General features: G+C 71.7%; 11 protein-coding genes. 1 reads left to right on the top strand and 10 read right to left on the bottom strand.

Going from position 1 to position 13,396, the window contains the following annotated elements; genetic code table 11:
• Positions 1–602 precede the first annotated feature (602 nt).
• From tyrS to argC, 10 genes are all read right to left on the bottom strand, one after another.
• Entirely contained in the window at positions 603–1,871 is a 1,269-nt protein-coding gene (gene tyrS, locus ACWDS7_RS39420; RefSeq protein ID WP_306868768.1) for a tyrosine--tRNA ligase, read from the bottom strand.
• 174 nt (positions 1,872–2,045) lie between these two features.
• Positions 2,046–2,696 carry a DNA-3-methyladenine glycosylase gene (locus ACWDS7_RS39415; RefSeq protein WP_451933420.1) on the bottom strand — a complete coding sequence of 217 codons (651 nt, stop codon included), beginning with the start codon at positions 2,694–2,696 and terminating at the stop codon, positions 2,046–2,048.
• Positions 2,696–4,114, bottom strand: a complete 1,419-nt coding sequence (argH, locus tag ACWDS7_RS39410; RefSeq protein WP_306868763.1) for an argininosuccinate lyase — start codon at positions 4,112–4,114, stop codon at positions 2,696–2,698. Before argH ends, ACWDS7_RS39415 begins: the two co-directional genes overlap by 1 nt.
• A 40-nt stretch (positions 4,115–4,154) precedes the next feature.
• Positions 4,155–5,354, bottom strand: a complete 1,200-nt coding sequence (locus ACWDS7_RS39405) for an argininosuccinate synthase (RefSeq protein ID WP_306868761.1) — start codon at positions 5,352–5,354, stop codon at positions 4,155–4,157.
• A gap of 70 nt (positions 5,355–5,424) precedes the next feature.
• A complete protein-coding gene (locus ACWDS7_RS39400; RefSeq protein WP_451933419.1) occupies positions 5,425–5,928 on the bottom strand; it encodes an arginine repressor in 504 nt (167 codons plus the stop codon).
• Positions 5,925–6,938, bottom strand: coding sequence for an ornithine carbamoyltransferase (gene argF, locus ACWDS7_RS39395; protein WP_451933418.1), 1,014 nt, complete (start codon positions 6,936–6,938; stop codon positions 5,925–5,927). Before argF ends, ACWDS7_RS39400 begins: the two co-directional genes overlap by 4 nt.
• Entirely contained in the window at positions 6,931–8,079 is a 1,149-nt protein-coding gene (locus tag ACWDS7_RS39390; RefSeq protein ID WP_451933421.1) for an acetylornithine transaminase, read from the bottom strand. The genes argF and ACWDS7_RS39390 overlap by 8 nt, the downstream gene beginning before the upstream one ends.
• Positions 8,080–8,135: 56 nt before the next feature.
• Positions 8,136–9,104: an acetylglutamate kinase gene (gene argB, locus ACWDS7_RS39385; protein WP_451933417.1), complete on the bottom strand. Its 969-nt coding sequence runs from the start codon at positions 9,102–9,104 to the stop codon at positions 8,136–8,138.
• Positions 9,101–10,255 carry a bifunctional glutamate N-acetyltransferase/amino-acid acetyltransferase ArgJ gene (argJ, locus tag ACWDS7_RS39380; protein ID WP_451933416.1) on the bottom strand — a complete coding sequence of 385 codons (1,155 nt, stop codon included), beginning with the start codon at positions 10,253–10,255 and terminating at the stop codon, positions 9,101–9,103. Before argJ ends, argB begins: the two co-directional genes overlap by 4 nt.
• A complete protein-coding gene (gene argC / locus ACWDS7_RS39375; protein WP_451933415.1) occupies positions 10,252–11,274 on the bottom strand; it encodes an N-acetyl-gamma-glutamyl-phosphate reductase in 1,023 nt (340 codons plus the stop codon). The genes argJ and argC overlap by 4 nt, the downstream gene beginning before the upstream one ends.
• A 268-nt stretch (positions 11,275–11,542) precedes the next feature.
• Between argC and ACWDS7_RS39370 the strand changes: the two genes are divergently transcribed.
• Positions 11,543–13,204 (top strand): class I adenylate-forming enzyme family protein, encoded by a 1,662-nt coding sequence (locus tag ACWDS7_RS39370; protein WP_306868752.1) that lies wholly within the window; start codon positions 11,543–11,545, stop codon positions 13,202–13,204.
• Positions 13,205–13,396 lie beyond the last annotated feature (192 nt).

Below are 13,396 nucleotides of genomic sequence, written 5' to 3'. Positions count from 1 at the left end.
GTGGGACGGGGTTGTGCTTCATGCACTGGCTTTTAACACACTGTTGAGTTCTCAAGAAACGGACGCGTTCTCCGTCGTCCAGGCCATCCGGCCCGGCTTCGGGGGCGTTCCATTCGGTATTTCGATCTTAGCTTGCCCGGCCTTTTCGTGTCAAACCGCTCATTTTGAGCTACTTGCAACGAGCCGGTCCAGCTTGACTAAAGTTTTGCGTGCCCCGTCTCCGAGGCAACCCTCTGAACTTACCTAGTCATCCAGGCCGCGTCAAATCATCTGGTTTTCCAGGTGATATGCGCAGACACCGAAGGGGAAGGTCCGTTCAGTGGGGGTCGGCCCTGGGGCCCGTCCGCCGATCCGGCGTCCGGCTCGCTCCCGGGGCATTGAGAACATTAGGCCGCCTCCGGAGCATCGTCAAATCCAGACGGCTGACCTCCCGCCCAACGACTGACGCCCCGGCCGGAGCCGGGGCGTCAGTGTCATGCGGGGTCAGGGCCGTCGAGTGCGCGGACCGTGAGTTTCAGGGCCGTCGGATGCGCGGACCGTAAGCGTCAGGGCCGTCGGATGCGCGGACCCTGAGCGTCAGGGCGGCAGCCGTACGGAGAACGTCAGGCGGTGACCTCGACGCCTCCGATGGAGCGCTTGCCGCGGCGCAGCACCAGGAAGCGGCCGTGCAGCAGGTCGCCGGCCGACGGCACGTAGGCCTCATCGGTGATCTTCACGTTGTTGAGGTAGGCGCCGCCCTCCTTGACCGCCCGGCGAGCGGCGGACTTCGACTCCACCAGCCCGCTCTCGGCCAGCAGGTCGACGAACGAGGATCCCAGCGCGGGCACCTCGGCCCGCGGCACCTCGGCCAGCGCCGAGCCGAGCGTCCGCGCGTCGAGCTCCTCCAGCGAGCCCTGGCCGAACAGCGCCCGCGACGCCGCCACCACCCGTGCCAGCTCGTCGGCTCCGTGGACGAGGGTGGTGACGTCCTCGGCCAGCGTCCGCTGCGCCTCACGGGCCGCGGGCCGGTCGGCGACCGCCTTCTCCAGCTCGGCGATCTCGTCGTGGGTGCGGAAGGTGAACACCTTCAGGAAGCGGACGACATCCCGGTCGTCGGCGTTCAGCCAGTATTGGTAGAAGGCGTACGGCGAGGTCAGCGCCGGGTCGAGCCAGATGGCGCCGCCGGCGGTCTTGCCGAACTTGGTGCCGTCCGCCTTGGTGATCAGCTTGCCGGTCAGGGCGTGGGCGTGCGCGCCCTCCACCCGGCGGATCAGGTCGACCCCGGCGGTGATGTTGCCCCACTGGTCGCTGCCGCCGAGCTGGAGCGTGCAGCCGTGCCGGCGGTAGAGCTCCAGGTAGTCGTTCGCCTGCAGGATCTGGTAGCTGAACTCGGTGTAGCTGAGCCCGTCGCCGCCCAGCCGCGCCGACACCGACTCCCGGGCGAGCATGCGGTTGACCGGGAAGTGCTTGCCGACGTCACGGAGGAAGTCGATCGCCGACATCTCCGCGGTCCAGTCGAGGTTGCTGACCAGGGTCGCGCCGGTGGGCCCGTCGTCGAAGGAGAGGAACTTCTCCACCTGGACGCGGATCCTCGCGACCCATTCCGCGACGACCTCGGAGGAGTTCAGCGAGCGCTCGGTGCTGCGGCCGCTGGGGTCGCCGATGAGGCCGGTGGCACCGCCGACCAGGCCGATCGGGCGGTGGCCGGCCCGCTGGAAGCGGGTGAGGATCAGCAGCGTGGCCAGGTTTCCGGCGTGCAGCGACGGAGCGGTCGGGTCGAAGCCCGCATAAACCGTGATCGGCCCCTCGGCGAGTGCCGTGCGCAGCGCGTCGGCATCGGTGGTCTGCGCGATGACGTCGCGCCATTCGAGCTCATCGAGGATGTCGGTCACGATCCTTGCTTTCCAGTCGAAGGGACATTTACCGCTCTGTACAGCCTGCCCGATGGCGGCACCGCCGCGCCACTCGGAATCGCCCGTGGCCGGAGAACGGGCGCGTCCCCGGGGCCGCGGCCTCCGGCGGGGACCGGCCGCCGCCCACCCGAGTCGACAGGCGGGCCGGTGCGGCTAGCGGCGGCGCGGGACATGCGCCCGGTAGGGCGAGACCGTGGAGTCGCCGTCGACCCAGAAGCGCCAGGGGGTCTCCCGGGCGGACGAGACCCCGGTGCGCGGCCCCGACCTGATCTCCCCCTCTCCGGGGGGATCGCCCCGGAGCACGTTCACCGGACCTGGCGGGCAGACGTCGAGCCCGTCGTCCTGCCGGGTGAAGCCGAGTGCCACCGCCAGGCGGGCGGGCCCGCGGGCGAGGTCGCGCGCGGTGACGGTGCGGCTCGCGCCCGCCGTCCGGCGCGCCCGGGCCACCTCGGCGCCGGCGACCACCTCACCGGCCCGTAGCAGCACGCCCGAGCCCACCCCTTCGGGGAGGCAGACGATGTTGGCGCAGTAGTGCATGCCGTAGGTGAAGTAGACGTACAGGTGCCCCGGCGGCCCGAACATCACCGCGTTGCGCGGTGTCCGGCCCCGGTAGGTGTGGGAGGCGGGGTCCTCCCCGGGGGTGCCGTAGGCCTCGACCTCGGTGAGCCGGACCGAGACCGGCCCGTGCACGATCACCCGCCCCAGCAGGTCCGGGGCGACCTCGTGGCCGGGCCGGTCGAAGAACTCCCGGGTCAGGGGCACGGATCCGGCGAGCACCGGCTCGCCGGGTCCGTCGGCCGGCATCAGTTGCCGCTCGCCCAGGCCGCCTGGGCGTCGACGACCTCGCGCAGCTCGGTGAGCTGGTCGCGGACCCGGTCGGGGGCCGTGCCGCCGTGCGCCTTGCGGGCCGCCAGCGCGCCCGGCACCGACAGGACCTCGCGCGAGTCGGGCGTGAAGTGCGGCGAGACCTTGGCCAGCTCCTCGTCGGTGAGCTCGTCGAAGTCCTTGTCGTTGACCTGGCACCAGACCACCAGGTGGCCGACGGCCTCGTGCGCCTCGCGGAACGGGACACCCCGGCGGACCAGCAGCTCGGCCAGGTCGGTGGCCAGTGCGAACCCGTCGGGCGCCGAGGACTCCAGCTTGGCGGTGTTGACGCGCATGGTGGCGACCAGGCCGGCCACGGCCGGCAGGACCAGCAGCAGGGTGTCGACCGAGTCGAACACCGGCTCCTTGTCCTCCTGCAGGTCACGGTTGTAGGTCAGCGGCAGGCCCTTGAGCGTCGTCAGCAGCGACATGAGGTTGCCGATGAGACGGCCGCTCTTGCCCCGGGCGAGCTCGGCGACGTCCGGGTTCTTCTTCTGCGGCATGATCGACGAGCCGGTGGAGTAGGCGTCGTCCATCTCGATCCAGCGGAACTCCTGCGAGGCCCACAGGACGATCTCCTCGCCCAGCCGCGACAGGTGCATGCCGATCATCGCCGCGTCGAACAGGAACTCCGCGGCGAAGTCGCGGTCGGCGACCGCGTCCATCGAGTTGGGCGCGGCGGAGTCGAACCCGAGCTCCCTTGCCACGGCCTGCGGGTCCAGCGGCAGCGACGATCCGGCCAGCGCGCCGGAGCCGAGCGGGGAGACCGCCGCCCGCCGGTCCCAGTCGCGCAGCCGCTCGATGTCGCGGGCGAACGCGTGCACGTGGGCCAGGAGCTGGTGGCCGAAGGAGACCGGCTGGGCGTGCTGCAGGTGGGTCATGCCGGGGGCGGCCGTCTCGGCGTGCTCCTCGGCCTGGCTCATCAGCGCGGTCTCCAGCTCGACGAGCCGGGACACGATGTGCCGGACATGGTCGCGGAGGTAGAGGCGGAGGTCGGTGGCCACCTGGTCGTTGCGGCTGCGGCCGGCGCGGAGCTTGCCGCCGAGCGTGCCGAGGCGCTCCAGCAGGCCGCGCTCCAGGGCGGTGTGGACGTCCTCGTCGGCCACCGTGGGCCGGAACTCACCCGCCTTGCACGCCTGCTCCAGGTCGTCCAGGGCGCCGATCATGCGCCCCAGCTCCTCCTCGGTGAGCAGCCCGGCGCGGTGCAGCACCCGGGCGTGCGCGCGCGAGGCCAGCAGGTCGTACGGCACGAGCCGCCAGTCGAAGTGCACGCTCACCGAGAGCCTGGTCAGCGCGTCGGCCGGCCCCCCCTCGAACCGGCCGCCCCACAGCCGCATCGGCTTACCACCATCAGTCACCGTTGTTCTCCTCCCAGTTCAATCCGCGACCATAGCCCAATCAGGCCAGTCGGGCGTCCCGGGCGGCCGCGATCTTCGAGGGCAGGCTCCACAGCTCGACGAAGCCCTTGGCCAGCGACTGGTCGAAGGTGTCGCCGGTGTCGTAGGTGGCGAGGTTGAAGTCGTACAGCGAGGCCTCGGAGCGCCGGCCGGTGACCGTGGCCCGGCCGCCGTGCAGGGTCATCCGGATCTCGCCGGTGACGTGCTGCTGGGCCTCGGCGATGAAGACGTCCAGGGCCTTCTTGAGCGGGGAGAACCAGAGGCCGTCGTAGACGAGCTCGCCCCAGCGCTGGTCGACCGACCGCTTGAACCGGGCGAGGTCCCGCTCGACGGTGACGTTCTCCAGCTCCATGTGCGCGGTGATCAGCGCGATGGCGCCGGGCGCCTCGTAGACCTCGCGGGACTTGATGCCGACGAGCCGGTCCTCGACCATGTCGAGCCGGCCCACGCCCTGGGCGCCGGCGCGCTGGTTGAGCTCGGCGATGATCTGGAACGGGGTCAGGTGCCGCCCGTCGAGCGCCACCGGGACGCCCTTGACGAAGCTGATGATGACCTCGTCGGCCTCGCGCGGCTGGGCCGGGTCGGCGGTGTAGGAGTAGACGTCCTCGGTGGGGCCGTTCCAGACGTCCTCCAGGAAGCCGGTCTCGACGGCGCGGCCCCAGATGTTCTGGTCGATCGAGAAGGGGTTCTTCTTGGTGGTCTCGATCGGCAGGTTCTTCTCCTCGGCGTAGGCGATCGCCTTGTCCCGGGTCCACGCGTAGTCACGGGCCGGGGCGATGACCTTGAGCTCGGGGAAGAGCGCGGCCAGGCCGGCCTCGAAGCGGACCTGGTCGTTGCCCTTGCCGGTGCAGCCGTGCGAGACGTGGGTGCCGCCGAACTCCTTGGCCGCGGCGGCCAGGTGCTTGACGATCAGCGGCCGCGACAGCGCGGAGACCAGCGGGTAGCGGTCCATGTAGAGGGCGTTGGCCTGCAGGGCGGGCACGCAGAAGTCGGCGGCGAACTCCTCGCGGGCGTCCACGACGACGGACTCCACGGCGCCGCAGTCGATGGCCCGCTTCCGGATGACCTCCATGTCCTCGCCGCCCTGGCCGACGTCGACGGCCACGGCGATGACCTCGGCGCCGGTCTTCTCGGCGAGGAAGGGGATGGCAACAGATGTGTCGAGGCCGCCGGAGAAGGCGAGTACGACCCGGTCAGTCATGATCAGTTCTCCCAAAGTCTTTTCGTCACAGGTGGTGGGTGGAGCTGCTGGGGCGGCCCGCCGGAGCGGGCTAGGTACGTCGGTCGGCGTGCCGGAGCAGGGCCTCGGCGACCGCTTCCCCGCCCGTCGGATCCCGGCTGATGACGAGGATCGTGTCGTCTCCGGCCACCGTGCCGAGGATGGACTTCCAGCCGGCGTGGTCGATGGCGGAGGCGAGGAACTGCGCGGCCCCCGGCGGGGTGCGGACGATCACCAGGTTGGCGGACGCCTCGGCCGAGACGAGCAGTTCCTCGGCGAGCCGGCTCAGCCGGGCGGCCGGCGACTCGCCGGAGCCGAGCCTGGCCAGCGGGATCCGGCCGCCGCCCTCGCCCGGCAGGGCGTAGACCAGGGAGCCGTCCTCCGCGCGCAGCTTGAGCGCGCCGAGCTCGTCCAGATCCCGGGAGAGGGTGGCCTGGGTGACCTCCACCCCGCTCTCCAGCAGGAGCTTGGCCAGGTCGGGCTGGGAGCGGACCGGCTGCCGCTCCAGCAGCTCGGCGATCCGCGCCTGGCGGGCGACCTTGGTCATGGGAATCATCGGACGGCCCCGTTCTCGGGCCTCGTGCCAAGGGTGTCATGCCCGCCCGCGCCCGCCGCACGCCGGGTCGCCGAGACCAGCCAGTGCAGCAGGGCCTTCTGCGCGTGCAGCCGGTTCTCCGCCTGGTCCCACACGACGCTCTGCGGTCCGTCGAGGACGTCGGCGGCGATCTCCAGGTCCCGGTAGGCGGGCAGGCAGTGCAGCACGATCGCGCCGGGGGCCGCCCGGCCCATCAGCTCGGCGTCGACCTGGAAGGGCGCCAGGTCGGCGACCCGCTGCTCCTTGCCGTCCTGGCCCATCGAGACCCAGGTGTCGGTGGCGATCACGTCGGCGCCGTCGGCGGCCACGCCCGCGTCGGGCAGCACGGCGACCGATCCGCCGGTCCCGGCGGCGAGCTCGCCGGCCCGCCGCAGGATCTCCGGGTCCGGCTGGTATCCGGCCGGGGAGGCGATCCGCACGTGCATGCCGGCCAGGGCCCCGCCCAGCAGGTAGGAGTGGGCCATGTTGTTGGCGCCGTCTCCGAGGTAGGTCAGGGTGAGCCCGGCGGTCCTGCCGAGGTGCTCCCTGACGGTCTGCAGGTCGGCGAGGATCTGGCAGGGGTGGAACTCGTCGGTGAGGGCGTTCACGACGGGCACCGAGGACGCTGAGGCCATGGCCTCGATCCTCTCCTGTCCCGAGGTGCGCCACACGATGGCGCCGACCTGGCGCTCCAGGACCCGGGCGGTGTCCTCGATCGACTCGCCCCGGCCCATCTGTGAGGATCCGGCGTCGATGATCAGGGGGAGGCCGCCGAGCTCGCCGATGCCGACGGCGAAGGAGATCCGGGTCCGGGTGGACGGCTTGTCGAAGAGCACCGCGACGGTCTGCGGGCCCTCGAACGGCCGGTAGCCGTAGCGGTCCTTCTTCATGGCCTGGGCCAGGTCGAGCACCTCGGCCTGCTCGGCGGGCGACAGGTCGTCGTCGCGCAGGAAGTGCCTGGCCGGCGTGGAACCGGTGCGGTTGTCAGTCATCGGCGGCCTCGTCAAGGATTGCGGGGAGCGCGGCCACGAAGGCGGCGATCTGCTCGGAGGTGATCACCAGCGGGGGCGCGAGCCGTACCGCGTTGGGCTGCAGGGCGTTGACCAGGAATCCGGCCTCCTGGGCCGCCGCCTGGACCTGCGCGGAGCGGTCGGCGGTCAGCACCGCGGCCAGCCACAGGCCCCGGCCGCGGACGCCCGCCAGCAGCGGGTGGTCGATCGCGGCGATGCCCTCGGCGAGCTGCGCGCCGACCGTGCGGACGTGCTCCAGCAGGCCGTCCTTGTCGATCGTGTCGAGTACGGCGAGCGCGGCGGCGGCCGAGACGGGGTTCCCCCCGAAGGTGGAGCCGTGGTCGCCCTTGGCGAAGATCGTGCCGGCCGGGCCGAAGCCGATGCAGGCGCCGATCGGCATGCCGCCGCCGAGCCCCTTGGCCAGGGTCAGCACGTCGGGCAGGACGCCGTCGTGCTGGTGGGCGAACCAGTGCCCGGTGCGGCCGATCGCGGACTGGATCTCGTCGGCGACCAGCAGGGCGCCGGTCGCGTCGCAGACCTCCCTGGCGGCCTTGAGGTAGCCGTCGGGCGGGGGGACGACTCCGGCCTCGCCCTGGGTGGGCTCGAGGAAGAGCGCGGCGCACTCCTGGGTGACGGCGTTCTTCAGCGCGTCGGCGTCACCGTAGGGGACGAACCGGACGTCGACCGGGAACGGGCCGAACTGGTCGCGGATCGACGGCTTGCCGGTCAGCGAGAGCGCGCCGAGGGTCCGGCCGTGGAAGGCGTTCTCGGCGGCCACGAAGTAGGGGCGGCCCTGTGCCTTGCCGTGTTTGATGGCCAGCTTGAGCGCGGCCTCGTTGGCCTCGGTGCCCGAGTTGGTGAGGAAGACCCTGGCCGGGGCGCCGAGCAGGCCGAGCAGGCGTTCGGCGAGCAGGACCTCCGGCTCGTGCAGGAACAGGTTGCTGGTGTGGGCGAGCGTGGCGACCTGGCCGGAGACGGCCTCCACCAGCGCCGGATGGGCGTGGCCGAGCGAGCTGACGGCGATGCCGCCGATCAGGTCGAGGTATTCGCGGCCGTCGACGTCCCAGACCTTCGATCCCTCGCCACGCGCCAGCGCCACGGGCGGCACGCCGTAGTTCGGCATGAAGGCGGCCTCGAAGCGCTTGCTGAGCGCGTCTGTGGCGTGACGCTCGTGCGGGCTCACTTGTCGCTCCCGTTCAGCTTGATGGTGGCGGTCAGCCGCCGGCTGACCAGGCTCGGCACGGCCGGGGTCCTGGCGGCGTCCGGCAGCACCATGGTTCCGATGCCCTCGTCGGTGAAGATCTCCAGCAGCACCGAGTGGGGCACCCGGCCGTCGAGCACGTGCGCCTGGGGCACGCCGCCCTGGACGGCGGTCAGGCACGCCTCCATCTTGGGCACCATGCCGCTGGACAGGCCGGGCAGGAGCGTGCCGAGCTCGGTGGCCGACAGCTGCCTGATGACCTCGTTGCCGCCGTCCCCGGCGTCGGGGCGCCAGTCGCGGTAGAGGCCCTCGACGTCGGTCAGGACGATGAGCTTGGTCGCCTGGAGCGCCACCGCGAGCGCGGCGGCGGCGGTGTCGGCGTTGACGTTGTAGACGGTGCCGTCGTCGCCGCGTGCGATGGAGGAGATCACCGGGATCCGCCCGTCGTCCAGCAGCGCCTGCACGGCTCCGGCCTCGACGTTGACGATGTCCCCGACCTGGCCGATGTCCACCTGGGCGCCGTCGACGACGGCGTGCTTGCGGACGGCGGTGAACAGGTGGGCGTCCTCGCCCGACATGCCGATGGCGAACGGTCCGTGCCGGTTGATCAGGCCGACCACGTCGCGGTTGACCTGGCCGACCAGGACCATCCTGACGACCTGCATGGCCTCGGGGGTGGTGACCCGGAGCCCGGCGGTGAAGGTGGACTCGATGCCGAGCCTGTCGAGCTGGGCGTTGATCTGCGGCCCGCCGCCGTGCACGATCACCGGCTTGAGCCCGGCGTAGCGCAGGAAGACGACGTCGGCGGCGAACTTCTCCCGCAGGTGCTCCTCGGTCATCGCGTTGCCGCCGTATTTGATGACGACGGTCGCGCCGTTGAAGCGGGCGAGCCAGGGCAGCGCCTCGATCAGCGTGTGCGCCTTGGCCAGGGCGTCGTCGGTCCTCATGAGGAGTACGCCGAGTTCTCGTGGACGTAGGCCGCGGTGAGGTCGGTGGTGTGGACCGTCGCCGAGTGGGGGCCGGCCGACAGGTCGATGGTGATCGTCACGTCGCGGGGGCGCAGGTCCACCTTGGACCGGTCGTCCCCGGCGGCGCCGCCCCGGCAGATCCAGATGCCGTTGATGGCCACGTTGAGCCGGTCGGCCTCGAAGACGGCGTCGGTGGTGCCGACCGCCGACAGCACCCGTCCCCAGTTGGGGTCCTCCCCGTGGATGGCGCACTTGAGGAGGTTGGAGCGTGAGACGGTGCGGCCGACGAGCACCGCGTCGTCCTCCGACGCGGCGCCGACCACCTCGATGGCGATGGCCTTGGTGGCGCCCTCGGCGTCCACCAGGAGCTGGCGGGCGAGGTCGGCGCAGACGGAGCGGACCACCTGCTCGAACTCGCCGAGGTCCGGGGTGACGCCGGAGGCGCCGCTGGCCAGCAGCAGGACGGTGTCGTTGGTGGACATGCAGCCGTCGGCGTCGAGCCGGTCGAAGGTGACGCGGGTCGCCCCGCGGAGCACCGCGTCGAGCTGGTCGGCGGGCACGTCGGCGTCGGTGGTGATCACGCAGAGCATGGTGGCCAGGGCGGGGGCGAGCATGCCCGCCCCCTTGGCCATGCCGCCGACCATGTAGCCGCCCTCGCCCCGCCTGAAGGAGATCTTGGAGACGGTGTCGGTGGTGCGGATGGCGTCGGCGGCGGCCAGGCCGCCGTCCCTGCTGATCTGGGAGACCGCGAGGTCCACCCCGTCCAGCAGCGCCTCCATCGGCAGCCGCTCGCCGATCAGACCGGTGGAGCAGACCGCGATCTCGCTGGCCGACTCCTTCAGCGCCTCGGCGACCTTCTCGGCGGTGGCGTGGGTGTCCTGGAAGCCGAGCGGGCCGGTGCAGGCGTTGGCGCCGCCGGAGTTGAGGACGACCGCGTGGACCCGGCCCCCGGCCAGCACCTGCTGGGACCAGAGCACCGGCGCGGCCTTGACGCGGTTGCCGGTGAAGACGCCTGCCGCCGCGCGCGACGGGCCGTCGTTGACGACGAGCGCGAGGTCGCGGGCGTCACCGGACTTGATTCCGGCGGCGACACCCGCTGCCCGGAAGCCGAGGGGGGCGGTCACACTCATGGGGCAACTCCGTTGAGAGGCAGGCCGAGCTCTTCTGGCAGGCCGAGGGCGAGGTTGGCGCTCTGGATCGCGCCTCCCGCGGTGCCCTTGGTCAGGTTGTCGATGGCGATGACGGCGACGATGCGTCCGGCGCGCTCGTCCAGGGTCACCTGGAGGGCGGCGACGTTGGCGCCGAGGGTCATCGAGGTCGCGGGCCACTGCCCCTCCGGGAGCAGCCGCAGGAACGGCTCGTCCTTGCTCGCGGCCTCGTACGCCTCGCGCAGGACCTGGGCGGTGACGCCGGGCCTGGCCGGGACCGTGCAGGTGGCGAGGATGCCGCGGCTCATCGGGGCCAGCATGGGGGTGAAGGAGACCTTCACCGGCTCGCCCGCCAGCGGGGAGAGGTTCTGCTCCATCTCCGGGGTGTGCCGGTGGACGCCGCCGACGCCGTAGGCGCTGACCGAGCCCATCACCTCGCTGCCCAGCAGGTGGGGCTTGAGCGACCTGCCCGCTCCGCTGGTGCCGGTGGCGGCCACCACGACCACGTCAGGTCCGGCCAGGCCCGCGGCGAAGGCGGGGAACAGGGCCAGGGTGACGGCCGTGGGGTAGCAGCCGGGGACGGCGATCCTCCTGGTGGCGCGGAGCCTGTCACGCTGGCCGGGCAGCTCGGGCAGGCCGTAGGGCCAGGCGCCCGCGTGGACGCCGCCGTAGAAGAGCTCCCAGGCCGCGGGGTCGGTGAGCCGGAAGTCGGCGCCGCAGTCGACGACGAGGGTGTCCTCGCCGAACTGCTCGGCGACGGCCGCGGACTGGCCGTGCGGGAGGGCGAGGAAGACGAGGTCATGGCCGCCGAGGGTGTCGGCCGTGGTGTCCAGCAGGATCCGGTCGGCCAGCGGGGTCAGGTGCGGCTGGTGGGCGCCGAGCGCGGCGCCGGCGTTGGAACCCGCGGTCAGCGCGCCGATCTCGATCTGGGGGTGCGACAGCAGCAGGCGCAGCAGCTCGCCCCCGGCATAGCCGCTGGCACCGGCGATCGCCGCTCTCATCCGTCCCCCTAGGTTGCATAGTCATTCATTTTCACTCATGAACTTACTAGAGAGAGTATGCACTCCTGGGGATTGTCATGCAAGTGTCTGCTCCGGCCGCCCCAGAGGCACACTGCCCGCCAAACATGCGATAAGCACCCAAAAACCCATATATCTACATGCATGATCATGCGGGGCTGAGGGCGGCGATATTTCGGCACTGTTGCACGTACCTACCGGTCGGTATCGTGACGTTTCCGGTCCCTCCACACCCGGGGAGTACGAACGCATGACTGTCACCCACGACCAGGTCCAGGCCCAGCTCACCGGTCCAGGACAGCTTTTCGAGATGGAGGAGGTCGCCGGTCACGGCGGCACCGTCCGGACGTGGAAGCACGCTCCGGGTCACTTCCGCGCGCTCCTCGAGACGAGCCGGTTCCACGGCGACAAGGTCTTCCTGGCCTACGAGGACGAGCACATCACCTACGAGGAGCACTTCCGGCGGGCGGCGACACTGGCACGGCGCCTGGTGGAGGAGTACGGCGTGGTCAAGGGCGACCGGGTCGCCATCGCCATGCGCAACTACCCGGAGTGGGTGATCGCCTTCTCCGCCGCGCTGGCCGCCGGGGCGGTGGCCGTGCCGCTCAACGCCTGGTGGACCGCGCAGGAGCTGGAGTACGGGCTGTCGGACTCCGGGGCGAAGGTGCTGATCGCCGACGGCGAGCGCGCCGCCAAGCTCGCCGGCCTGGCACAGTCCCTGATCGTGGCCCGGGGCGAGGTGCCCGAGGGCGCCCGCGCGTTCGAGGACGTGCTGGGCCCGGTGGAGGCCGGCGTGACGCTGCCGCCGGTCGAGCTCTCCCCGGAGGACCCGGCCACGATCTTCTACACCTCGGGCACCACCGGCCGCCCCAAGGGCGCCCTCGGCAGCCACCGCAACCTCGGCCAGTCCCCCATGACCGTCGCCTACAGCCTGCTGCGCAGCGTGGTGCGGGCGGGCCAGGACCCGGCGGAGTCGGCCGGCAGGCGCCGCGTCACCCTGCTCACCGTGCCGCTCTTCCACGTCACCGGCTGCTTCGCCGTGATGACCACCACCATGTTCACCGGCAGCGGCCTGGTGCTGATGTACAAGTGGGACGCCGGACGGGCCCTGGAGCTGATCGAGCGGGAGCGGGTCACCACGTTCAGCGGCGTGCCCACCAACGTGTGGCAGCTGCTGTCCCACCCCGACCTGGGCAAGTTCGACATCTCCAGCCTCAACTCCCTCGGGTACGGCGGCGCCCCGGCCCCGCCCAAGCTGCTGGAGCGCATCACCGAGCTGCTGCCCAGCCGCTCCCCCTCCAACGGGTACGGCCTGACCGAGACCACCGCGCTGACCATCAACAACGCCGGCGTGGACTACCTCGCCAAGCCCGACAGCATCGGCCTGCCGGTGCCCGTGGTCGAGGTGAGGATCGCCGACCCGCTCGGCGACGAGCTGCCGGTCGGCGAGGTCGGCGAGCTCTGCCTGCGCGGCCCGAACGTGATCCTCGGCTACTGGAACCGCCCCGAGGCCACCGCCGAGACCTTCATCGGCGGCTGGCTGCACACCGGCGACCTGGCGCGGGTGGACGAGGAGGGGTTCGTGTTCATCGTGGACCGGGCCAAGGACATGGTCATCCGCGGCGGTGAGAACGTCTACTGCGCCGAGGTGGAGGCCGCGCTGTTCGAGCATCCGGCGGTGGACGACGTCGCGGTGATCGGCATCCCCCACGACGAGCTGGGCGAGGAGGTCGGCGCGGTGGTACGGCTGGCGTCCCCGGCGAGCGCCGAGGAGCTGCAGGCCTTCCTGCGCGAGCGGATCGCGGCCTTCAAGGTCCCGGTCCGGTTCTGGGTCCGCGAGAGCGAACTCCCCCGCAACCCCGGCGGCAAGATCCTCAAGACCCACCTGCGCAAGGAGGTCCTGGGCTCCTGACGCCCCCGGCGGCGGGCCGGAACGGTCCGCCGCCGGGGGCGTCAGGTCCGCCGCGACGCGGGCCGCCCGGACCGGACGGCCCGGAGCGGCCCGGGCCCCGCCGAGATCGCCCGGTCGGTGGCCGACCTGATGGTGCTCGACGCCCCGACCGTCTGCCTGCTGCTCGGCGAGGGGGCCGGCGGCGGCGCTCTC

The sequence above is a fragment of the Streptosporangium sp. NPDC003464 genome (genome assembly GCF_053588315.1).
Note: the sequence above shows the minus strand (reverse complement) of the source record. Positions and strands in the feature narration are given on the sequence as shown.